This window comes from Alloyangia pacifica, from assembly GCF_020524285.1.
GTDB lineage: Bacteria > Pseudomonadota > Alphaproteobacteria > Rhodobacterales > Rhodobacteraceae > Salipiger > Salipiger pacificus_B.
In genome coordinates, this window is sequence record NZ_JAIVKX010000004.1 from 22073 (window position 1) to 43510 (window position 21438).

At 68.7% G+C, this 21438-nt stretch carries 18 protein-coding genes; 11 read left to right on the forward strand and 7 right to left on the reverse strand.

Going from position 1 to position 21438, the window contains the following annotated elements:
• The first annotated feature begins 22 nt into the window (after positions 1–22).
• The 3 genes from LC039_RS06495 to LC039_RS06505 all read left to right on the forward strand — a co-directional run bounded on the left by LC039_RS06495 (position 23) and on the right by LC039_RS06505 (position 5465).
• On the forward strand, positions 23–1318 hold the full coding sequence (locus tag LC039_RS06495) for an efflux RND transporter periplasmic adaptor subunit (protein ID WP_226622446.1): 1296 nt from the start codon (positions 23–25) through the stop codon (positions 1316–1318).
• Positions 1315–5010 (forward strand): efflux RND transporter permease subunit, encoded by a 3696-nt coding sequence (locus LC039_RS06500; RefSeq protein ID WP_226622453.1) that lies wholly within the window; start codon positions 1315–1317, stop codon positions 5008–5010. Before LC039_RS06495 ends, LC039_RS06500 begins: the two co-directional genes overlap by 4 nt.
• Positions 5011–5108: 98 nt before the next feature.
• Entirely contained in the window at positions 5109–5465 is a 357-nt protein-coding gene (locus LC039_RS06505) for a hypothetical protein (protein ID WP_226622454.1), read from the forward strand.
• A gap of 31 nt (positions 5466–5496) precedes the next feature.
• Here LC039_RS06505 and LC039_RS06510 read toward each other — a convergent pair whose 3' ends face one another.
• Positions 5497–5700: a hypothetical protein gene (locus LC039_RS06510; protein ID WP_226622456.1), complete on the reverse strand. Its 204-nt coding sequence runs from the start codon at positions 5698–5700 to the stop codon at positions 5497–5499.
• 197 nt (positions 5701–5897) lie between these two features.
• On the opposite strand from LC039_RS06510, the gene pepN reads away from it, so the two are divergent.
• Together pepN and LC039_RS06520 are read left to right on the forward strand one after the other, a co-directional pair.
• Entirely contained in the window at positions 5898–8447 is a 2550-nt protein-coding gene (gene pepN, locus LC039_RS06515) for an aminopeptidase N (RefSeq protein WP_226622457.1), read from the forward strand.
• A complete protein-coding gene (locus LC039_RS06520) occupies positions 8444–9184 on the forward strand; it encodes an SDR family oxidoreductase (protein WP_226622459.1) in 741 nt (246 codons plus the stop codon). Before pepN ends, LC039_RS06520 begins: the two co-directional genes overlap by 4 nt.
• Before the next feature lie 108 nt (positions 9185–9292).
• Here the strand turns inward: LC039_RS06520 and LC039_RS06525 are convergent, their stop codons facing one another.
• The gene (locus tag LC039_RS06525; protein WP_226622461.1) at positions 9293–10186 is read right to left on the reverse strand and encodes a transglycosylase SLT domain-containing protein; all 894 of its coding nucleotides are present in this window, start codon (positions 10184–10186) and stop codon (positions 9293–9295) included.
• A 204-nt stretch (positions 10187–10390) separates the two neighbouring features.
• Here LC039_RS06525 and LC039_RS06530 point away from each other — a divergent pair, with 204 nt between their 5' ends.
• Both LC039_RS06530 and gatB read left to right on the forward strand, forming a co-directional pair.
• Positions 10391–11791, forward strand: coding sequence for a hypothetical protein (locus tag LC039_RS06530; protein ID WP_226622462.1), 1401 nt, complete (start codon positions 10391–10393; stop codon positions 11789–11791).
• On the forward strand, positions 11779–13293 hold the full coding sequence (gene gatB / locus LC039_RS06535; RefSeq protein WP_226622464.1) for an Asp-tRNA(Asn)/Glu-tRNA(Gln) amidotransferase subunit GatB: 1515 nt from the start codon (positions 11779–11781) through the stop codon (positions 13291–13293). Before LC039_RS06530 ends, gatB begins: the two co-directional genes overlap by 13 nt.
• A 260-nt stretch (positions 13294–13553) precedes the next feature.
• Here gatB and LC039_RS06540 read toward each other — a convergent pair whose 3' ends face one another.
• Both LC039_RS06540 and LC039_RS06545 read right to left on the reverse strand, forming a co-directional pair.
• Positions 13554–15167, reverse strand: a complete 1614-nt coding sequence (locus LC039_RS06540) for a glucan biosynthesis protein (RefSeq protein ID WP_226622465.1) — start codon at positions 15165–15167, stop codon at positions 13554–13556.
• Between the two features lie 156 nt (positions 15168–15323).
• A complete protein-coding gene (locus LC039_RS06545) occupies positions 15324–15884 on the reverse strand; it encodes a TetR/AcrR family transcriptional regulator (protein WP_226622467.1) in 561 nt (186 codons plus the stop codon).
• Between the two features lie 180 nt (positions 15885–16064).
• Between LC039_RS06545 and LC039_RS06550 the strand changes: the two genes are divergently transcribed.
• Positions 16065–16634, forward strand: coding sequence for a carboxymuconolactone decarboxylase family protein (locus LC039_RS06550; RefSeq protein WP_226622469.1), 570 nt, complete (start codon positions 16065–16067; stop codon positions 16632–16634).
• A 98-nt stretch (positions 16635–16732) separates the two neighbouring features.
• Here the strand turns inward: LC039_RS06550 and LC039_RS06555 are convergent, their stop codons facing one another.
• Together LC039_RS06555 and LC039_RS06560 are read right to left on the reverse strand one after the other, a co-directional pair.
• Entirely contained in the window at positions 16733–16996 is a 264-nt protein-coding gene (locus LC039_RS06555) for a DUF6525 family protein (protein WP_226622470.1), read from the reverse strand.
• Positions 16993–18213 (reverse strand): GTP-binding protein, encoded by a 1221-nt coding sequence (locus tag LC039_RS06560; protein ID WP_226622472.1) that lies wholly within the window; start codon positions 18211–18213, stop codon positions 16993–16995. Before LC039_RS06560 ends, LC039_RS06555 begins: the two co-directional genes overlap by 4 nt.
• A 136-nt stretch (positions 18214–18349) precedes the next feature.
• Here LC039_RS06560 and LC039_RS06565 point away from each other — a divergent pair, with 136 nt between their 5' ends.
• On the forward strand, positions 18350–19525 hold the full coding sequence (locus tag LC039_RS06565) for a benzoate/H(+) symporter BenE family transporter (protein ID WP_226622473.1): 1176 nt from the start codon (positions 18350–18352) through the stop codon (positions 19523–19525).
• 451 nt (positions 19526–19976) lie between these two features.
• Positions 19977–20375: a DUF4177 domain-containing protein gene (locus LC039_RS26960; RefSeq protein WP_319003709.1), complete on the forward strand. Its 399-nt coding sequence runs from the start codon at positions 19977–19979 to the stop codon at positions 20373–20375.
• A 20-nt stretch (positions 20376–20395) separates the two neighbouring features.
• On the opposite strand, the gene LC039_RS06575 is transcribed toward LC039_RS26960, so the two are convergent.
• Positions 20396–20653: a BolA family protein gene (locus tag LC039_RS06575; protein WP_164191651.1), complete on the reverse strand. Its 258-nt coding sequence runs from the start codon at positions 20651–20653 to the stop codon at positions 20396–20398.
• A 72-nt stretch (positions 20654–20725) separates the two neighbouring features.
• Between LC039_RS06575 and LC039_RS06580 the strand changes: the two genes are divergently transcribed.
• Positions 20726–21352: a DnaJ domain-containing protein gene (locus LC039_RS06580; protein WP_226622475.1), complete on the forward strand. Its 627-nt coding sequence runs from the start codon at positions 20726–20728 to the stop codon at positions 21350–21352.
• The last annotated feature ends 86 nt before the right edge of the window (positions 21353–21438 follow it).

A 21438-nucleotide genomic window follows, 5' to 3' on the forward strand; every position in this document is an offset into this window, starting at 1 on the left:
GCCAGTACTTTGGAAGACCACCATGAAGTTGATTTCGATCCTCACCGCCATTCTCGTCGCGGCGGCGCTCTACGCGGTGGTCCTCGACCGCGAACGGCTCATGGGCTGGGTACACGGCGGGGCGCCCGAAGAGACGTCCGAGACCGTCTCGGACGCCTCCGAGCCCACCGAAAGCGCCCCGGCGGAGGCCGCCCCCGGCGCGGTTTCGGTCATGGCCCGGCATTCGCAGGCGCAGCAGATCGACGACGCGGTGCTGCTGCGCGGCGAGACCCGGCCCTCGCGCGAGGTCGAGGTGCTGTCCGAGGCCTCCGGCCGGGTGATCTCCACGCCGCTGCGCAAGGGCAGCCTCGTCGAAGAGGGCGAAGTGCTGTGCAAGCTCGACCCCGGCACCACCGGCGCGGCGCTGGTCGAGGCGGAGGCGCGGCTGGCTGAGGCCCGGGCGCAGCGCCCGCAGGTCGAGGCCGCCCTGCCCGAGGCCGAGGCCGTGCTGGCGCAGGCAAAGGCCGCGGTGGCCGAGGCCGATATCAACCTCACCGCCGCGCGCGAGCTGTCGCAGGGCGGCTACTCCTCGCGCACCTCCGTCGCCTCCGCCGAGGCCAAGATGCGCGCCGCCGAGGCCAGCGTGCGCAGCGCCGAGGCCGGGCTGGAATCGGCCCGCGCCGGCACCGACAGCCTCGAGGCCTCGATCCAGAGCGCCGAGGCCGCCGTCGCCAGCGCCCGCAAGGCGGTCGAGAACCTGACGATCACCGCGCCCTTCGGCGGCGTGCTGGAAAGCGACACCGCCGAACTCGGGCTGTTGATGAGCACGACCGGCAACGCCACCTGCGCCCATGTGCTGCAGCTCGACCCGATCCGGCTGGTGGGCTACGCGCCCGAGGCCGACGTGGCGCGCATCCATCTCGGCGCCCGCGCCGGGGCGCAGCTCACCGGCGGCGAAACGCGGGTCGGCACCGTCACCTTCGTGTCGCGGCAGGCCGACGAGACCACCCGCACCTTCCGCATCGAGGTCACGCTGGACAACCCCGACCTGACCCTGCGCGCCGGCCAGACCGCGCGCATCCTCATCGAGGCCGATGGCGCGCTGGCGCACCTGCTGCCGCAGAGCGCGCTGACGCTGAACGACGCGGGCCGCATGGGGCTGCGCACGGTGAGCGCCGAGCAGACCGCGAAGTTCGTGCCGGTGAGCATCCTGCGCGACACTCCCGAGGGCGTCTGGATCGCCGGGCTGCCCGACAGCGTCGACGTAATCACCCTTGGACAGGAGTATGTCACCGACGGCGTGCCCGTCGCGCCGAGCTATCAGGAGATCCTCCAGTGACAGGCATCGTCGACTGGGCGGCGCAGCGCGCCCGCATGGTGCTGGCCTTCATCGTCCTGTCGATCGTGGCGGGGGCCTTCGCCTATATCACCCTGCCGAAAGAGGGCGAGCCGGACATCGAGATCCCGGCGCTCTTCGTGTCGGTGCCCTTCCCCGGCATCTCGGCCGAGGACGCCGAGACGCTGATGGTCAAGCCGATGGAGACCGAGCTTTCGGACATCGACGGGCTCGACAAGATCAGCGGCGTCGCGTCGGAGGGCTACGCCGGCGTCGCGATGGAGTTCGAATTCGGCTGGAACCGCACCGAGACCATGGCCGAGGTGCGCGACGCGATGACCAAGGCGCAGGCCAAGTTCCCCGAGGGGGCCGAGCAATACACCATCTCCGAGATCAACTTCTCGGAGTTCCCGATCATCATCGTCTCGCTCACCGGCCCGCTCCCCGAGCGCACCATGGCGCAGGTCGCCAAGGATCTGCAGGACCGGGTCGAGGCGCTGGATTCGGTGCTGGAAGCGGGCATCGCCGGCAACCGCGACGAGATGGTCGAGGTGGTGATCGACCCGCTGAAGCTGGAGAGCTACAATGTCACCGCCAGCGAGCTGATCCAGACCGTCCAGAACAACAACCAGCTCATCGCCGCGGGCGAGGTGCGTTCCGAGCGCGGCACCTTCTCGGTGAAGATCCCCTCGAGCTTCCGCGAGCCGCAGGACATCTTCGACCTGCCGATCAAGGTGAACGGCGAGCGGGTGGTGACGCTGGGCGATCTTGCCGACATCCGCCTCACCTTCGAGGACCGCACCGGCACCGCGCGGTTCAACGGCGACACGGCGGTGGCGCTGCAGGTGGTCAAGCGCAAGGGCTTCAACCTGATCGATACTGCCGCGCAGGTGCGCGAAACCGTGGCCGAGGCCCAGCAGGGCTGGCCCGAAGAGCTGCGCGCCACGGTGGTGGTCGAGGAAAGCAACGACCAGTCGCGCATCGTCGACTCGATGGTCAGCCAGCTCGAAGGCGCGGTGCTGACCGCCATCGCGCTGGTGATGATCGTGGTGCTGGGCTCGCTCGGCACCCGCGCGGCGCTGCTCGTGGGCTTTGCCATCCCCACGTCGTTCCTGCTGTGCTTCGTGCTGCTGGCGGTGATGGGCATCACCGTGTCGAACATCGTCATGTTCGGCCTGATCCTCGCCGTGGGCATGCTGGTCGATGGCGCGATCGTGGTGGTCGAATACGCCGACAAGCGCATCTCCGACGGCGTCGGGCCGATGCACGCCTACGTCGAGGCGGCGAAACGGATGTTCTGGCCCGTCGTCAGCTCCACCGCCACCACGCTCTGCGCCTTCCTGCCGATGCTGTTCTGGCCCGGGGTCGCGGGCGAGTTCATGGGCATGCTGCCGGTGACGCTGATTTTCGTGCTCTCGGCCTCGCTGATCGTGGCGCTCGTCTACCTGCCGGTGATGGGCGGCGTGTCGGGGCGCTTCTCGCGGCTGCTGCACAATGCCTCGCTCACCCTGCGCAAGCGGGTCGAGGGCTGGCCCGCCCGCGCGGCGCTGGTGCCGGTGGCGCTTGGCGGGATGCTGCTCGGGGCGCTGCTGGTGCTGAACCCATCGTTCCTCGGTTTCACGCTGATCGAGGGGCGCGGCGCACGGGTGCCGGGGATCGTGCTGTTCCTGCTCTTTGCCGTCATGGCCTCGATCACCCTCGACGCGGCGCAGATCGAGCGCAGACGCAGCAAAGTCGGCAAAACCTACCGCCGCTCGGTCTTCGGGCGGGTGATCCAGTTCGTCACCGGCAACCCGGTGATGCCGCTGGTGACCATCGGCGCTGTGATCTTCTTCGTCATCTCGGTCTTTGGCTACTACGGTCAGAACAACAACGGCACCGAGTTCTTCACCGAGAGCGAGCCCGAGCAGGCCATCGTCTACGTGCGCGCCCGCGGCAACCTCTCGCTGGCCGAGAAGGACGCGCTGGTGAAGCGGGCCGAAGCGATCGTGCTGCAGCACCCGGGCATCGAGACCGCCTTTGCCTTTGCCGGCGACGGCGGGCTGGAATCGAACACCGGCGGCGCGCAGCCGCCCACCGACACCATCGGGCAGATCCAGCTCGAGGTCGTCCCCTGGGAGGACCGCCGCGACCGGCCCGAGCTCGACGGCGACATCGTTCTCGCCGAGCTGAGCGCGGAACTGGCCACCATCCCCGGCATCGAGACAGAGATCCTCAACCTCGCCATGGGACCGGCCTCGGCCAAGCCGGTGCACCTGCGGCTCAAGGGCGACAACTGGGAGGACCTGCTGGCCGCGACCGAAACCGCGCGCGCCGAGTTCGACGCCATGGCCGGGTTGCGGCTGATCGAGGACACCCGCCCCCTGCCCGGCATCGACTGGCAGATCGACGTCGACGTGGAGGAGGCCGGGCGCTACGGCGCCGATGTCGCCACGGTGGGCGCGATGGTACAGCTTGTCACCCGCGGCGTGACGCTCGACACCATGCCCGTCGACAGCTCCGACGAGGAGATCGACATCCGCGTGCGCCTGCCCGAGCAAGACCGCGTGCTCTCGACCCTCGACAACCTGCGTGTGCGCACCACCGACGGGCTGATCCCGCTGTCGCATTTCATCACACGCACCCCGGTGCCCAAGCTCGCCGAGATCAACCGCGAGGGCCGTAAGCGCTACTTCGACGTGAAGGCCGGCGTGGTCGACGGGCTGGTGAAGTTCACCTCGGGCGAAGAGACGTTCGGCTACGGGCGCGAGGCCGAGGGCGGCGCGCTCACCGTGCACGGAACCACCTACGAGATCACCCGCACCGAAGAGGGCAGCGACAGCGATGCGATCCGCCGGGCCGCCGTGGACGGCACGCTCTCGACTGCGCCGGTCACCGCCAACGAGCGCATCGCCACCCTCTCGAGCCTGCTCGAAGACACGGAGTTCCCGCCTGGCATCAGCTGGGAATGGACCGGCGACCAGGAGGAGGAGGCGGAGAGCCAAGCCTTCCTGACCCAGGCCTTCGCCGCCGCGCTGGGGCTGATGTTCATCATCCTGCTGGCGCAGTTCAACAGCTTCTACAACTCGGTGCTGGTGCTTCTGGCAGTGGTGCTCTCGACCGCGGGCGTATTCCTCGGGATGATCGTGCTCGACCAGACCTTCTCGATCATCATGTCCGGGACCGGGGTCGTGGCGCTGGCCGGGATCGTGGTGAACAACAACATCGTGCTGATCGACACCTTCCAGGACTACTCGCGCTACATGCCGCGGCTCGAGGCCATCGTGCGCACCGCCGAGGACCGCATCCGCCCGGTGCTGCTGACCACGATCACCACCATCGCGGGTCTCTTCCCGATGATGATCGGCCTCAGCCTCGACTTCTTCGGCGGCGGCTATTCGATCAACGCCCCGACCTCGCTGTGGTGGAAGCCGCTGGCCTCGGCCGTGGTCTTCGGCCTGTCGGTCGCGACGGTGCTGACGCTGGTCTTCACCCCCGCGATGCTGGCGCTGCGGGTGTGGCTGTCGACCTACGCGCACTGGCTGGCGCGGCTGCTGGCCATCGCCTCCTTCGGACGCGGCAGCCGGGCTGCGCGGGACTGGGCGCTGCAGCGCGAGGCCCGCAAGGTGAAGGCGCCGCTGATCCTCTGGGACGATCCCGACGCCGAGGGCACCGGCGCGCCCGGGGCGAAAACCACCATGCGCGCGGCGGAATAGCGCAGGGTCTCGCCGCCGCCGCGGTTTGGCGCTTCGGGCTTCGTCTCCTATATGAAAGGGGTGCACCGGACCGCGGTGCCCCCAACGGGAGACCCGCCATGAAGCCCCTGCTCGTTGCCCTGGCCCTGGCCGCCGCATCCGTCGCCCTGCCCGGCCCGCTCGCCGCGCAGGTCAAGGGCTGCGTGGCAGACAAGAACGGCATCACCCGCTGTGCCGGCCCCTCGACCTTCTCCACCGATCAGCTCGGCATCACCCGCGAGCGCCGCAACGCGCCGCAGACCACCGACCGCAACGGCATCGTGCGCGACAATATCGATGGCGGAACGCTCATCGCCCCGGGCGATGCGACCTCGGACCGGGGCGGCGCGGTCAGCTCCAAACGCCCGCCGAGCACGACCCGGCGCGCGCAACAGAACTGTACGACGGATGCGAATGGCGTGGTGCGCTGCGACTGAGCCGCAGGGCACCACGGATCAAGTTTCGCGATCAATCGCCGGCCGGGGCGGTCTCCTCCTGGACAGCGGCGTCCGGTGCGGCGGCCTGACCGGCCTCCGGCTCCTCGCCGTTCGTCGCGTAGGCCAGCCACCACACCAGCAGCAGCGCCACAACGACCATCGCCCCCCAAATTCCGAGCAGCGGTCCACGGTGCTGTTTCTCCTGCGCCTTGGTATTGGTATCGGGTGCGGACATGGGTCTCTCCTTCCCGCGGCACGACCGGCGAAGACCGCGCCGGAGAAGCGTCTCTCCGCCGCGTCCCGACGCCCTGCCGCGCGTCACTGGCATTTCACCGGCGCAGCGGTTGCCGCGCGCCTCTCATGGGCATAACGTCCCGCTGACGCGCCGGTTCCTGCAGGCGCCAGCCCACAGCTTCAGGCAAGGAGACGCCCATGAAGGACGCAAGCCCCCAGACCATCTACCTCAAGGATTACACCCCCTTCGGCTGGACCGCCGAAGAGGTGCATCTGACCTTCGTGCTTGCGCCAACGGCGACCCGCGTCCGTTCGCGCATCCGCTTCGCGCCCAACCCCGACGCGCCGAAACAGGCGTTCTTCCTGCACGGCGAGCAGCTCAAGCCGATCTCCTTCGCCATCGACGGCACTCCCGTCATCCCCGAAATCAGCGACACCGGCCTCACCTGCGCCGTGCCCGATGGGGCCTTCACCTGGGAGGCCGAGGTCGAGATCGCGCCGGTGGAGAACTTCGCGCTCGAGGGGCTCTACATGTCGAACGGCATGTACTGCACGCAATGCGAGGCCGAGGGCTTCCGCAAGATCACCTTCTACCCCGACCGCCCCGACGTGATGTCGGTCTTCACCGTGCGCATCGAAGGCGACGAAAAGGTCAAACTGTCGAACGGCAACCCGCAGGCCAGCGGCGAGGGCTGGGCCGAGTGGCACGATCCGTGGCCGAAGCCTGCCTATCTCTTTGCGCTGGTCGCCGGCGATCTGGTCAACCATCCCGGCAGCTTCACCACCATGTCGGGCCGTGAGGTCGAGCTGAACCTCTGGGTGCGTCCCGGAGACGAGGGCAAATGCGCCTTTGGCATGGAAGCGCTGAAGAAGTCGATGAAATGGGACGAGGAGGTCTACGGCCGCGAGTACGACCTCGACATCTTCAACATCGTCGCCGTGGATGACTTCAACATGGGCGCGATGGAGAACAAGGGGCTAAACATCTTCAACTCCTCCGCCGTGCTCGCCTCGCCCGAAACCGCCACGGATGCCAACTTCGAGCGCATCGAGGCGATCATCGCGCATGAGTATTTCCACAACTGGACCGGCAACCGCATCACCTGCCGCGACTGGTTCCAGCTGTGCCTGAAAGAGGGCCTGACGGTCTTCCGCGACGCGCAGTTCACCTCCGATATGCGCGGCGAGGAGGTGAAGCGCATCTCCGACGTGATCGACCTGCGCGGCCGCCAGTTCCCCGAGGACCAGGGACCGCTCTCGCACCCCGTGCGCCCCGAGAGCTTCCAGGAGATCAACAACTTCTACACCGCCACCGTCTACGAGAAAGGCGCCGAGGTGATCGGCATGCTCAAGACGCTGGTGGGCGACGAGGGCTATGCCAGGGCGCTCGACCTCTACTTCGAGCGCCACGACGGCGACGCGGCCACCATCGAGGACTGGCTGAAGGTCTTCGAGGAGGCCACCGGGCGCGATCTTTCGCAGTTCAAGCGCTGGTATTCGCAGGCCGGGACGCCGCATGTGGCCGTCTCCGAGGCCTTCGAGGGTGGCACCTACACGCTGACGCTCAAGCAGCACACGCCCCCCACCCCCGGCCAGCCCGACAAGGCGCCGCAGGTGATCCCGGTGGCCGTGGGGCTGCTCTCGCCCAATGGCGACGAGGTGCTGCCGACCAAAGTGCTGGAACTGACAGAGGCCGAGCAGAGCTTCACCTTCGAGGGGCTGAGCGCCAGGCCCGTACCCTCGATCCTGCGCGGCTTCTCCGCGCCGGTGGTGCTGGAGCGCGAAAGCAGCAAGGAAGAACGCGCCTTCCTGCTTGCCCATGACACCGACAGCTTCAACCGCTGGGAGGCGAACCGCGACCTCGCCCGCGCATGCCTCGTGTCGATGATCACCGAGGGGGCCGAGCCCGACACCGCATGGCTCGACGGGCTGGAGGCGGTGATCCGCGACAGCGCGCTCGACCCGGCCTACCGCGCGCTGATGCTGGGCATCCCGACGCAGTCCGAGCTGGCGCAGGTGCTGCACCAGCGCGGCGTGACCCCCGACCCCGACGCGATCTGGACCGCGACCGAGACCCTCAAGAAGACCCGCGCCGAGCGCTGGTCGAAGCTGCTGCCGCAGCTCGCCGAGGAAGCCAAGGTCACCGAAGCCTACCAGCCCGACGCAGAGCAATCCGGCAAGCGCGCGCTTGGCTCCGCCGTGCTGGCGCTGACCTCGCGTCTTGATGGCGGCGAGGCCGCCAAGGCGCAGTTCGAAAGCGCCGACAATATGACGCTGCAACTCTCGGCGCTGGCCTGCCTCGTGCAGGCAGGCGCGGGCGAGGACGCCCTCGCGAAGTTCCGCGCGCAGTGGAACGGCGACCGGCTGGTGATGGACAAGTGGTTCGGCCTGCAGGTCGCCGCCTCCGGCCCGTCGGAGACCGCCGACCGCGCCAAGGCGCTGACCGAGGATCCGGACTTCGACATGAAGAACCCCAACCGCTTCCGCGCGGTGATGGGCGCGCTGGCGATGAACCACGCCGGCTTCCACCGGATCGACGGCGCGGGCTACCAGTTGCTCGCCGACTGGCTGATCAAGCTCGACGAGAAGAACCCGCAGACCACCGCGCGCATGTGCTCGGCCTTCCAGACATGGAAACGCTATGACGAGACGCGCCGCGAGCTGATGAAGGCGCAGCTCGAGCGCATCGCCGCCAAGCCCGGCCTGTCGCGCGACGTGACCGAGATGGTCACCCGGCTGCTGTCGTGAGCCGGCTACTTCTGGTCACCGGCGGCAGCGCCGGCATCGGGGCGGCCTGCTGCCGCCTCGCCCCGTCCCGTGGCTGGCAGCGGGTCGCGGTGCACTACGGGCGCGACAAGGCCGGTGCCGAGGCGGTGGCCGAAGAGGTGCGCGCGCAGGGTGCCGAGGCGCATGTGATCGGCGCCGATGTCTCGGATCATGCGCAGGTGGCCGAGCTCTTCGCCGAGCTGACCGCACTGGCGCCGGGACCGCTCGATCTGGTGAACAACGCCGGGATCGTCGCGCCGACCGGATCGCTTGCGGACCTGACGCCCGAGCGGGTGCGGCGGGTCTTCGAGGTCAACGTCTTCGGCGCTATAGAGGTCGCCCGGCAGGCGGTGGCCTACATGCGCGCCCATGCCGGCGGCGGCGTCGTCAACGTCAGTTCCGTGGCGGCGCGGCTCGGTTCGGCGCGGCAGTACATGGACTATGCCGCCTCCAAGGGCGCGATCGACACCTTCACCCTGGGCCTCGCCGACGAGCTGGCGTCCGAGGGCATCCGGGTGAACGCCGTGCGCCCCGGGCTGATCGAGACCGGCATCCACGCCAAGGGCGGCGAGCCCGACCGCCTCGCCCGCATCGGCCACACCCCGCCGCTGGGCCGGGCCGGCACGCCCGAGGAAGTGGCCGAGAGCATCCTGTGGCTGCTGTCGGACCGCGCGGGCTACGTGACTCGCAGCATCCTCGACGTCGGCGGCGGGCGCTGACCCGGTTTGCCGGACGCCGCGACCCCGCGGAAATGAATCGTGGAAACGAAATCGGGCGGAACCATCATTGGTCCCGCCCGTTAATTTCCTGAAACGATCTTCAGCAGATCAGCCTTCGCTCTCCAGCAATTGGCCCTTGGTGGAGATGAAGGTGTTGGCATAGCTCGCATCCAGCGCGCGCGACCGCACCAGCGGGCCGGAGCCGGCGCCGATGTCGTTGGACGCCATGATGCCGGGCAGCAGGCTCACCGGGCGCTCGACCGGGCGCAGCGAGCGGCCCATGCCGGTGCAGTAGGCCTGCGAGCGAGTCCAGGCGATCATGTCCTCGCGCTTCTTGCGCGAATGGAAGGGGCCCCAGTCGGCAGCAACGCCGCGCATGTTGGCGCTGACCACGCCATCGCGGGCGACGGTGCGGGCCATGATGCGCAGGCCGCAGGATAGGTTGGCGCGCGGGTCCTTGAGACCCGAAACCGTCGTCGCCTGGCAGCCGTAAAGCCGTGCGGTGGAGGGCAGAATCTGCATCAGCCCGATCCACTTGCCGCCCCCGCCGACAGCCGTCGGCTTGAAGGTGCTCTCGTGCTTCACCAGCGCCGAGACGAGGCCGAGCCAGAAGGCCTCGCGCTGTTCGCGCGATCCGCTCTCATAGGCCGGGCACCAGGTGTCGATGTCAGCCGGCACCACGTCGGGCAGCGCGTTCGCATGGCCGCGCAGCGACGAGAGAACTGCCAGCGACCAGGTGCTGCGCCCGCCCGACGTGCCCCAGCGGGCCTTCGGGATGGCCATGCGGCGGGCCAGCGGACGCGGCGAGGCGGAGACCGCAAGGAGCGACTCCGGCGCGTCGGGCATCGCATGCGGCGAAACCCGGGGCATCGTTGGGGCCGTCACCGCGAAGGCCGCCTGCGCCACGGGGGCAGGTCCGGTATTCGCATGGGCCATCGGCGCGATCATCAGCGCCGCAAGGGCAGGAATGAAACGGTTCAGCATGCCGGTGAACTTGCCCATCCCGGACAATTCCGGCAAGCCTCGCGCGGTATTATGCGCGGCAGACCGCCTATCGGGACAAAAAGTATTTGTTTTTCCGAAGCTATTCGACAAAGGCGGGCATCTACGGTTTGAACAATTTGCCGCCGCGGCGCCGTGGTCTCGCCGCCGCCTGATCCGGGAAACGCCGCCTCCGCGCCCGAATCCTTCCGCAGCGTCACCCGCATGCCCCATGAGCTTCCACGCCTCCTCACGCAGCTTCCCGAATTGCCCCGGCGGCTGTTCGCGCGCGCCCATCAGCGTGCCGTTGTCGCCCGGCGAACAGGCTCCGACAAGCCGGACACGACCGCGCCGCCGGTCGCCATCCCGATCCGCGCCATCAGCGGTGAGACCGAGGCGCGACGGCAGATATTCCGCCACGGTCTGCGGCTCGCCCGGCAGGAGCAGTGGTCCGCGCTGGTAGATGCCCTGTCTGACGCCGACCGCGCGCGCGCGATGACCCCGGCGGGCACATCCGCCAGCCGGCTGCTCTGCGACGGTGCGGTGCAGGACACCCTCTGCCGCGCCAGCGCCCCGGTGGCACAGGGGGACGCAGAGGCGGCTCGCGGGATCGCGGCGGGGTTCTGCCGGGCGCTCGGCCCCACGACGGAAGCCCCGATGCGTGCGCTGATCGCCGCCTCGGCTCATCTTGGCCTCGCCCGGCTCTGGCGCGCGGCACCGGCGGCCTCCCTCCCCGTCCCGCGCCGCCGCGCGGCCGTGCAGCACCACCTCGAGACAGCCCATCTGCTGCTGCGCCCCCATGCCCCTGACAGCCTCGGCTCTGCGGCATTGCAGGCGGCGCACTGCGCGGTGATCGAAGTGCTGCCCCGCCCCGAGGCCCGTCTCGCGCGGGACTACGACGCGCTGATCGCGTTGGAGCCCGCCTGCCCTGCGCATCTGCGCGCCTACGGAAACGAGCTGTCGCCCCACCGCTTCGGCACCTGGCCGGAGCTGGAACGCCAGGCCCGCCGCATCGCGATGATGACGGCGGAAGTCTGGGGCGGCGGCGGGTATTGCTGGCTCTGGCTCGATGTGCTCGCGGCACAGCCCGAGGGGCTCGCGCATCTGGACACCGAGCTTTTCGTTGCGGGGCTGCACGACCTGCTGCAGATCGGGCGCGGTGCGGATCCCGGCACGCAGGCCGAAGCCTCGCAGGCCCATCAGCACCGAGCCAACCTGCTCGCCGCATGGTGCAGCCGCTTGCGCCACGAAACAGCCCCGGCCAGCGCGCTCCAGAGCCGCGCCCGTGCCCGCATCGCGGCCTGCCTTGACTGGATCGTCTCGGATCACCTGCGCGAGTTGCACCCGGCACTCTGGGCACCGGGCCGGGTACCGGGCGGCGCGCTTGACCCGCGGCTACCGGCTTCCGAAGCGGATGCCCTGACGGCGCAGGGCACCGCCGCCGCGCAGGCCGCGTTGAGAGATCTTTTCGCCCACCACGTGAGCCGCGGGCGCTCGGTTGTCTTCACCGATCAGGGCATCGCGCTGAAGCCCGGCGGCTGCACCTCCTGCACCCTTGCCCCCTGTGCCGCTCTGGCGTATCCCCGTCGCAACCTGAGAGACGAGGACCCCCCATGCTTGACCTGAGCTTCGAGCCCCCCAAACCCAAGGTCATCGCCGGCGCCAAATACGATTGGGAGCTGGTGATCGGGATGGAAATCCACGCCCAGATTTCCACCGAGGCGAAGCTGTTCTCCGGCGCCTCGACCAAATTCGGCGCAGAGCCCAACTCCAACGTCGCCTTCGTGGATGCGGCGATGCCCGGCATGCTGCCGGTGATCAACGAGTATTGCATCGAGCAGGCCGTGCGCACCGGGCTGGGTCTGAAGGCCGAGATCAACCTGAAATCCGCCTTCGACCGCAAGAACTACTTCTACCCCGACCTGCCGCAGGGCTACCAGATTTCGCAGCTCTACCACCCGCTGGTGGGCGAAGGCGAAGTCATCGTCGACATGGAGCCGGGCATCGCCCGCAAGGTGCGCATCGAGCGTATCCACGTCGAGCAGGACGCCGGCAAGTCGATCCACGACATGGACCCGTCGATGTCCTTCGTCGACCTCAACCGCACCGGCGTGGCGCTGATGGAGATCGTCTCGCGCCCCGACATCCGCGGCCCCGAGGAAGCGGCGGCCTACGTGGTCAAGCTGCGGCAGATCCTGCGCTACCTCGGCACCTGCGACGGCAACATGCAGAACGGCAACCTCCGCGCCGACGTGAACGTCTCGGTCTGCCGTCCGGGCCAGTACGAGAAGTACCAGGAAACGCAGGACTTCTCGCATCTCGGCACGCGCTGCGAGATCAAGAACATGAACTCCATGCGCTTCATCCAGCAGGCCATCGACTACGAGGCGCGGCGCCAGATCGCCATCCTCGAGAACGGCGGCTCGGTGGATCAGGAGACCCGTCTCTACGATCCCGACAAGGGCGAGACGCGCTCCATGCGCTCGAAGGAAGAGGCGCACGACTACCGCTACTTCCCCGATCCCGACCTGCTGCCGCTCGAGATCGAGCAGGGCTGGGTGGACGATATCGCCGCCTCGCTGCCGGAGCTGCCCGACGAGAAGAAGGCGCGCTTCGTCAAGGACTTCGGCCTGTCGGAATACGATGCCGGCGTGCTGACCGCAGAAGTGGTCAACTCGGCCTATTTCGAGGACGTGCTGAAGGGCTGCGACGACGGCAAGCTGGCCGCCAACTGGGTGATCAACGAGCTCTTCGGCCGCCTAAAGAAGGAAGGCCATGACATCACCGAGAGCCCGGTCTCGCCGGCGCAGCTCGCGGGGATCGTCTCGCTGATCAAGAAGGGCGACATCTCGGGCAAGATCGGCAAGGACGTCTTCGAGATCGTCTACACCGAGGGGGGAGATCCGGCGAAGATCGTCGAGGAGAAGGGCCTCAAGCAGGTCACCGACACCGGCGCCATCGAGGCGGCCGTGGACGAGGTGATCGCGGCCAACCCGGCGCAGGTCGAGAAGGCCAAGCAGAACCCCAAGCTCGCGGGCTGGTTCGTCGGCCAGGTGATGAAGAGCACCGGCGGCAAGGCCAACCCCAAGGCGGTCAACGAGATCGTCGCGGCCAAGCTGGGTCTCTGAGGGCTTGCGCTCTGCGGAAATCGAAAGGCCGCCCGGATTGGGCGGCCTTTTTCGTCTGAGCTAGCCGGAAGAACGCACCCGCCCGGAATCAAGGCTAGGCCGCCGGGCGCGCGCCTGCCCGTCCCGGCGGGCTGGCGCTTTGCCATCCCTGCGCAACGCTAACGTGTCGTCCGGACCTGGCAGGCACAAAGCGCCCACTACCGAGCGAGCAGCGCCATCCCACGGGCAGGCCCTCGCCCGGCTACCGTCTCGCTTGGGCCCTACCCCCGCGCCGCGAGCAGCGCGCGCAGCTGGCTCGGGAAGAGCTGCAGGATCAGCGTCTCGCTCATCGCCTCGCCCTCGTGCGAGACATAGACCCGCAGGTCGATCGGCTCGTCGTCCTCCGCCGCGATGGCCGAGAAATCGAGATCGAACATCGCCCGCCAGTTCTCGGTGCTGACCACCGGGTAGGCGACCTCGCCCGAGACCTCGCCGCGCGAGGCGCTGACCACCGGCAGGGCACCTGAGCTGCGGTCGAGCTCCTCCATGCCGAGCCCGTCGAAATCGCAGACGATCTTCACCGTATCCGCCGGGCGCGGCTGGCCGGGAATGCCGCCCTTGCCCATGCGCACCGCGATGAAGCGCGCCGCCTGCGGCGGCACCGGGCAGTCCTCGAGCCAGGTGAGCTGGTAGTTCATGCTGTAGGAGCTGCCTGCGGCGGCCGGTTCCGAAGGCGTCCAGAAGGCGACGATATTGTCGTGGATCTCGTCGTCCGTGGGCAGCTCGACCAGGGTGACGGCGCCCTGCCCCCACCCCTCCTGCGGCTTGATCCAGGCCGAGGCCCGGCGCTCGTAGAACACGCCGTCGTCCTCGTATTCGCTGAAGTTGCGCTCACGCTGCATCAGCCCGAAACCCGCGGGATCGGTGGCGCCGAAGGCATTGGCCATCACCCGCGGCGGGTTGTTGAGCGGGCGCCAGATGCGCTCGCCGCTGCCGGTGTGGATCTCCAGCCCGTCGCTGTCATGCACCTCGGGGCGCCAGTCGGCGGCGACATGGCGGTTGTGCTTGCCGAACCAGAACATCGAGGTCAGCGGCGCGATCCCCAGGCGCTCGACGTCGCCGCGCAGGAAGATCTCGGCCGAGACGTCCTGGATCACGCCATTGTCGCGGCGCGAGGCGATGCGGTAGGCGCCGGTGGCGCGCGGGCTTTCCAGCAGCGCGTAGGTGGTCACCGCGCCGCCCTCGCCCTGCTCCAGCCAGAAGCGGGTGAACCGCGGGAATTCCTCGGGGCCGTCGGGGATCGCCGTGTCCATGGCAAGCCCGCGCACCGACAGGCCGAACTGCCCCGAATAGCCCGCCGTGCGCCAGTAGGAGGCGCCGAGGAAAGCCATCCAGTCGAGTCGCTCCTCGGGATCCTGCACGGCGAAGCCGGCGAAGCCTTCGGTCTTTTCCAGACGGTTGGCCGGATTGCCTTGCGGGATGTCGAAAAGATCACGCGAGAAGGGCACCTCGCGCGCGGTGCCGTCCTCGAGCGCGTAGACATGCACCGGCTCGGGGAAGTAGCGACCCGGGAAGAAGAAGCGCACCGGCTGCGCGTCGCCCTGGTCGGCCCAGAGCGCGCGGTCCTTGCGGAAGCTGATCGCGCCGTGGGCGTCATAGTCGATCTGCTGCAGGATCTCGGCGTCGGGCACCGCCATGGGCGTGAACTCCTCCTTGGCGAGGTTCGCCGCCAGCTCGCGCAGCGTGTCGAAGGAGAAGGCCTGAGGCGGGCCGAGCGGGATGCCCGAGGCGATGGCGCCGCTCTGCGCGCGGGCAAAGTCGGGGATCAGGCTGAAGGCCCCCGTGGCGAGGGCGGATGCGAGGAAGGCGCGGCGGTCGAGCGTGTCGGCGGACATGCGGGTCTCCGGAATTGTCATTCCTGAGCAAATTTGGCGCTTTTCCGCGTCGCAGCAATCGCTATTGCCCGGGATGGGCGAGGCTTTGCCGATTTTGCGACGTTACGTCAAGTAGCGGACAGAACGTCCGGCGTTTGCCCGCCCGCACCGCCGGCCTCAGGCGAGCGCGCGCGCCTCGACGTCACGGGCAATGTCCTCGGCCAGCTGCGCCACCTTCTCGCGCGAATCCGTGCGCTGCGCATAGGCACGCAGGCCGAAGATCTCGGCCTGCAGACGGCTGGCAAGGTGCTGCGGGTCGGCCTCGGACCCCAGTTCGCCGCGGGCCTGCGCCTCGCGGAAGGCGCGGGCGAACATCTCCTCCATGCCGCGCATCAGCGTCTCGGTCTGGGCGCGCAGCGTCGCATCGTCATCCGGGGTTTCCAGCAGTGTCTTGACCAGCATGCAGGCGCGCGACGGGCCGGTCTCGCCGACACAGCCGAGCCGGCGGACGTGGTTCGCGAGCCCCGCCAAGCGGCTCGGCCCGGCTTCCATCGCCTCGACGAACTGCGCCCGCGAGGTCTCGGCGTAGAGCGCCAGCGTTTCCGAGAACAGCGCCTCCTTCGAACCGAAGGCGGCGTAGATCGAGCCCGGCCGCATGTCGAGCGCCAGCTCGAGGTCCTTGAGCGAGGTGGCGTGGTAGCCCTTGGACCAGAACAGTTCGAGCGCCTTGGCCAGCACTTCGTGTCTGTCGTGTCGTGCCTGCCTCGCCATGAAATGTGCGCTCCCGATGCCTTGCTGCCGGCCAGTTCACGCCGGATTTGAGTGATTGCTCAAAATATATCTTGAGCGGTCATTCAAGTAAAGCTACCCCTAGGGCCAGAATTTGAGCAATCACTCAAGAATCACGGAGAGACCCGGATGACCGAATTCACCCGCCACACGCTCGACACCGCCCCGGACGCCAGCCGCGCATTGCTCGAGCACTCGCAGAAAGCCTTTGGCCGCCTGCCCGGCCTGCACGCCGTGATGGCCGAGGCGCCCGCGCTGCTCGACGGCTACAAGCAGCTGCACCGGCTGTTCGCCGAGGAGACCAGCTTCGACAAGGACGAGATCACCGTGGTCTGGCAGACGATCAACGTCGAACACGCCTGCCACTACTGCGTGCCCGCGCACACCGGCATCGCCAAGATGATGCAGGTCGATGATGCGATCACCAATGCGCTGCGCGACGAGACCGCGCTGCCGAGCGCCCGCCTCGAGGCCCTGCGCGACTTCACCCTGCAGGTGGTGCGCCAGCGCGGCGCGCTAGAAGACGCGCAGGTGCAGGCCTTCCTCGATGCCGGCTACACGCAGCGGCAGATCCTCGAGGTGATCCTCGCCGTGGCGCAGAAGGTGATGTCGAACTACACCAACCACCTAGCGAACACGCCGGTGGACCAGGTGATGCAGAAGTTCGCCTGGGAAAAGAAGGGCGCCGCGGCGGCCTGAGCAGAAAGCGCCCCGCGACCCGGCCCGGAAGGATGGCCAGGCCGCGAGACCCGCGCCGGCCCTCCCCATGGGCCGGCGATCCGGTTCGACGGTGCGCCTCAGCGCGTGGCCGTGCGAAAGTCCTTGCGCGCCAGTTGCCCGGCCTCGATCGCGTTCAGCCGGTCCGCAGCAGCCTCGGCACAGCCGGTGCGGCGCAGGGCGCTGCGCCAGGCCCGCAGGGCCGAGCGCGGCGACCAGGGCAGCGCCGCCTGCGCCAGCCAGGCCCGAAGCTCGGGCGGCAGCCGGTCATAGGCGGACATGACATCCCCCTCGCGCCGCCGGTTCGGCGGAGCCCCGAGGTTGCGCCGCGGCGCGGCGCTCATGCCGCCTGCGCCTCGCGCCACGCCGGGAAGGGATCGGCCATGCCGGCCCAGAGTGCGGGCTCGTAGCTCTCCTCGGGCACCAGCGCCGCATCGAGTGCCGCGGTGATCGCGGCCCTGTCGAAGCCCGCGCCGATGAACACCAGCTCCTGCCGACGGTCGCCGAAGGGCTCCACCCAATGCTGCGCGAGGTAGTCGCGGAAGGCAGCGTGGCCGGGCATCCGCTCGGGCGGCACGCTGGCCCACCAGCGGCCCATCGGGCGCACCGAGCTGAGCGCCCCGGCCAGCGAGAACTCGGCCAGCCAGTCGGGCCGCGTGGCGATCCAGAAGTGCCCCTTGGCGCGGATCACCCCCGGCAGCGGCCCGTTCAGCACCGCGTGGAACTTCTCGGGCACAAACGGGCGCCGGGCGCGGTAGACGAAGGAGGAGACGCCGTATTCCTCGGTCTCGGGCACGTGGTCGGCGAAGCCGTAGAGTTCCTTGGCCCAGAGCGGGTGCGCATGGGCGGTCTCGAAATCGAAGCGTCCGGTGCCCATGATGCGGGCGGGATCGACCCGGCCATAGTCGGCCTCGACGATCTGCGCGTCGGGGTTGAGCGAGGTGATGATCAGCCGCGCCGCGACCCGCGCGTCCTCGCCCGCGGTCGAGACCTTGTTGAGCACCACCACGTCGGCGAACTCGATCTGGTCGACCAGCAGGTCCACCAGCGTGCGATTGTCCGCCTCGCCAAGGCTCTCGCCCCGGTCGGCGAGGAAGTCGTGGCTGGCGTAGTCGCGCAGCAGGTTGGCGGCATCCACCACCGTCACCATCGTGTCGAGCCGCGCGATGTCGGACAGGCTCTCCCCCGACTCGTCGCGGAACTCGAAGGTGGCGGCGACCGGGAGCGGCTCGGAAATCCCGGTGCTTTCGATCAAAAGATAATCAAAGCGCTTTTCCGCGGCGAGGCGGCGCACCTCGGTCAGCAGGTCGTCGCGCAGGGTGCAGCAGATGCAGCCATTGGTCATCTCGACCAGCGTCTCCTCGGTCTGGGACAGCTCCGCCCCGCCCTCGCGCACCAGATCGGCGTCGATGTTGACCTCGGACATGTCGTTGACGATGACCGCCACGCGGCGTCCCTCGCGGTTGTTCAGCACCTGGTTGAGCAGCGTGGTCTTGCCCGCCCCGAGAAAACCCGAGAGCACGGTGACGGGAAGGCGCGGGTCGGCGGCAGGGGTGGACATGGGCGGCGCTCCTGATTCGTTACGTTATAACATTGCGAATAACCGAACACAGCCGCCGGATGCAAGCCCGCCCCCGCCTTGCCATTCGGCGGCGCGCTGCCTAAGGGCGATAAAGACCCAACGTTAAGGACCGACCATGGCACGACCCTCCGCACGACCCGGGCCCGACCTGCAGAACGTGACAACCGGGGCCATGGTGGCGATCGTCGGGGTGTTCAGTTCCTTCCCCATCGTGCTGCAGGGTCTGACGGCGGTGGGCGCAAACCCCGAGCAGGCCGGGGCCGGGCTGGCGGCGGCGGCGATCTCCATGGCCATCGCGGGCATCGTGCTGGCCTGGTGGCGGCGCGAACCGGTCTCCTGCGCATGGTCGACGCCCGCCGTGGCGCTGCTCGCCGCCTCGCAGCCGCTGGCCGACGGCTTTGCCGGGGCGGTGGCGGCCTTCATCGTGGCGGGCGGGCTGATCACCCTGGCCGGGCTCTGGCCGGCGCTGGCGCGGCTGGTGACCTCGGTGCCGACGGCGCTGGCGCAGGCGATGCTCGCCGGGGTGCTGGCGGGGCTCTGCATGGCGCCCTTCCGCGGGCTGGTCGAGGCGCCCGAGGTGGCGGTGCCGATCCTGCTGTGCTGGTTTCTCTTGGGCCGCGTGAAGCGCATCCTCGCCGTGCCCGCCGCCGTGCTGGCGGCGCTCGGCGTGACGCTCTGGGCGCATGACTTCGCCCTGCCCCTCAGCGGCGTCTGGATGAGCCACCCGGTCTGGGTCACGCCGGTCTTCTCGCCCGAGGCGGTGCTGTCGCTCGGCATCCCGCTGTTCATCGTCACCATGGCGACGCAGAACATCCCCGCCGTCGCCGTGCTGCGCAGCTTCGGCTACACGCCGCCGCCCGGCCCGCTGCTCGCGGGGGTCGGCGGCATCTCGCTGCTGACCGCCCCCTTCGGCAATCCCGCCACCTGCCTCGCCGCGATCACCGCCAGCATGTGCGCCAACGCCGACAGCCACCCCGACCCGGCGCGGCGGTACTGGTCGGCGGTGATGGCCGGGGTCTTCTACGCGCTCTTCGGGCTCTTCGCCGTGGCGGTCACCGCGGTGGCGGCGCTGGCCCCGCCGATGACGCTGCAGGTGCTGGCAGGCGTGGCACTCCTGCCGGTCTTTGCCGCCTCGGCGAGCGGCGCGCTGCAGGCCGAAGAGAGCCGCGAGGGCGCCGCGGTGACCTTCCTCGTGACGGCTTCGGGGATCACCCTCTGGGGCCTTGGCGCGGCGGTCTGGGGCTTGGCACTGGGCGGCCTCGTGCTGGCAACACGATCCCGGAAGAGGTGACTGGATTCAGGGAGTTAACGCCATGGTTGCAAATTGCCCCCGCCCCTTTTCCCACCAGAAATCCGGCTTATGTCGTAAAGCGCCGGGGCTCCGTGAGGCGCCGGTCCCGCCCCCAGCATTGATCGGGGTCACGGGGTAAGTCATTTGTTTCGGGTTTTTTGTCCCGATTTCATGACGCAACCGGGAGGCAGGCTTCGGCCGCTCCCGGTCTTTAAATTTCGGCGCTGTGGATTTCCGGCTATTGGACGTCCGGCCCCCAGAAACCTTCGGGCCCGATATATTCCATCCCCTAGGCTCCCGGACTTTAAGCTCCCGATCCATTCGCCCCTCGGCCCGTAGCCGCCCGGGCTTTACTTGCCGACCCCCAAGTCTTACCCAATGGATCTTACCCATTTGTTAACGCAAGCTGCCGGCCAGCGCGGGTCAGCACCGCGGAAAGGGGCACGCCGAGATGAAAACCCACGAATACAAGGTCCTCCCCGCCCCCACCAAGGGAGAGAAGGCCAAGGCGGCCAAGGGGCCCGAGGGCCGCTTCGCGGTGTCGATGTCGCGCCTGCTCAACGAGATGGCCGAACAGGGCTGGGAATATATCCGCGCCGATATCCTGCCGAGCGAGGAACGCAGCGGGCTGACCTCGACGCAGACGGTCTGGCGGACGCTGCTGGTGTTCCGCCGCCCGGTGCCGCAGGCCCCGGAGGTCGCGCCCTTCCGTCACGAGCCTGTCGTGACGCCGGTCGAACCTCCGAATGCCGTACCGCCAGCTCTGCGAGGGCCCGCCCCCGAAACCCTGCCGGAGGGCTCCACGCCTCCGACGCCCCCCGCCGGCAGCGACCCCGACAAGGTCAACTGAGCCGCGGCCCGCGGCGCCGCTCAGCCCTGCAGGTCGAGCGACAGCGCGTGGATCGCGCCAACGAGGTCGCTTCCCAGCGCCGCATGCACGGCGCGATGGCGCTGGATGCGGCTCATGTCGGCGAGCTCGGCCGCGCGCATGCGCACGTGGAAATGGCTCTCGCCGCCCTCCTGATAGCCGGCGTGGCCCACATGCTTTTGACTTTCGTCGAGAACCTCCAGCTCGGAGGGATCAAAGGCCGCCCGCAGCCGGGTTTCGATCTCGTTCGCTCGCGACATTTTTGGCTCCTGCCTCTTCAAACTCGGTCAGGATTGTCTAAACTCCCTCGTCCGAGTCGAAAAGGTGAGACCATGAGCAGACCCGACCCCTTCGGTTTCGACATGTCGATTAAGTCGGCTAAGAAAAAGAACCCGCGCGGCCGGCGCGGCATGACCGGCGAGCAGGAGACCTCCACCCGCGTGTGCGAGCATGAGGGCTGCCAGGAGCCGGGCAAGTTCCGCGCGCCCAAGGCGCCGGACGTGCTCGACGAATTCAAATGGTTCTGCAAGGACCACGTGCGCGAGTACAACAACCAGTGGAATTTCTTCCACGGCAAGACCGAGGCCGAGATGAACGCTCAGGCCACGTCGGACAAGGTGTGGGAGCGCAAGACCAAGGATTACCGCGACCCCGAACAGCGGGCCTGGGCCCGTCTCGGCATCGAGGACGCGCATCAGGTGCTCGGCGACAATGCCACCCGCAACCCCGGGCGCAAGGCGCCGGGCGGCGGCCGCCGCCTGCCCCCGACCGAGAAGCGCGCGCTGGAGATCCTCGAAGTCGAGAGCGCCGAGACCAAAGCCGAGGTGCGCAAGGCATACAAGAAGCTGATCAAGGTGCTGCACCCGGACATGAACGGCGGCGACCGCTCGCAGGAAGAGCAGTTGCAGGAAGTCGTCTGGGCCTGGGACCAGATCAAGGACAGCCGGAACTTCAAGTGACAGACGGGCCCCGCGGGGCCCGTTTTTCTTGGGCACGCCTGGCCCGGCGCAGGCCACAGCGGAGCGTCCGCGGGCACACCCTGGCC

Coding starts and splice junctions, on each gene's coding strand:
- LC039_RS06495 (WP_226622446.1), top strand. CDS start 23: ATGAAGTTGATTTCGATCCTCACCGCCATTCTCGTCGCGGCGGCGCTC.
- LC039_RS06505 (WP_226622454.1), top strand. CDS start 5,109: ATGAAGCCCCTGCTCGTTGCCCTGGCCCTGGCCGCCGCATCCGTCGCC.
- LC039_RS06510 (WP_226622456.1), bottom strand. CDS start 5,700: ATGTCCGCACCCGATACCAATACCAAGGCGCAGGAGAAACAGCACCGT.
- pepN (WP_226622457.1), top strand. CDS start 5,898: ATGAAGGACGCAAGCCCCCAGACCATCTACCTCAAGGATTACACCCCC.
- LC039_RS06525 (WP_226622461.1), bottom strand. CDS start 10,186: ATGGGCAAGTTCACCGGCATGCTGAACCGTTTCATTCCTGCCCTTGCG.
- LC039_RS06530 (WP_226622462.1), top strand. CDS start 10,391: ATGCCCCATGAGCTTCCACGCCTCCTCACGCAGCTTCCCGAATTGCCC.
- gatB (WP_226622464.1), top strand. CDS start 11,779: ATGCTTGACCTGAGCTTCGAGCCCCCCAAACCCAAGGTCATCGCCGGC.
- LC039_RS06540 (WP_226622465.1), bottom strand. CDS start 15,167: ATGTCCGCCGACACGCTCGACCGCCGCGCCTTCCTCGCATCCGCCCTC.
- LC039_RS06550 (WP_226622469.1), top strand. CDS start 16,065: ATGACCGAATTCACCCGCCACACGCTCGACACCGCCCCGGACGCCAGC.
- LC039_RS06555 (WP_226622470.1), bottom strand. CDS start 16,996: ATGAGCGCCGCGCCGCGGCGCAACCTCGGGGCTCCGCCGAACCGGCGG.
- LC039_RS06560 (WP_226622472.1), bottom strand. CDS start 18,213: ATGTCCACCCCTGCCGCCGACCCGCGCCTTCCCGTCACCGTGCTCTCG.
- LC039_RS06565 (WP_226622473.1), top strand. CDS start 18,350: ATGGCACGACCCTCCGCACGACCCGGGCCCGACCTGCAGAACGTGACA.
- LC039_RS26960 (WP_319003709.1), top strand. CDS start 19,977: ATGAAAACCCACGAATACAAGGTCCTCCCCGCCCCCACCAAGGGAGAG.
- LC039_RS06575 (WP_164191651.1), bottom strand. CDS start 20,653: ATGTCGCGAGCGAACGAGATCGAAACCCGGCTGCGGGCGGCCTTTGAT.
- LC039_RS06580 (WP_226622475.1), top strand. CDS start 20,726: ATGAGCAGACCCGACCCCTTCGGTTTCGACATGTCGATTAAGTCGGCT.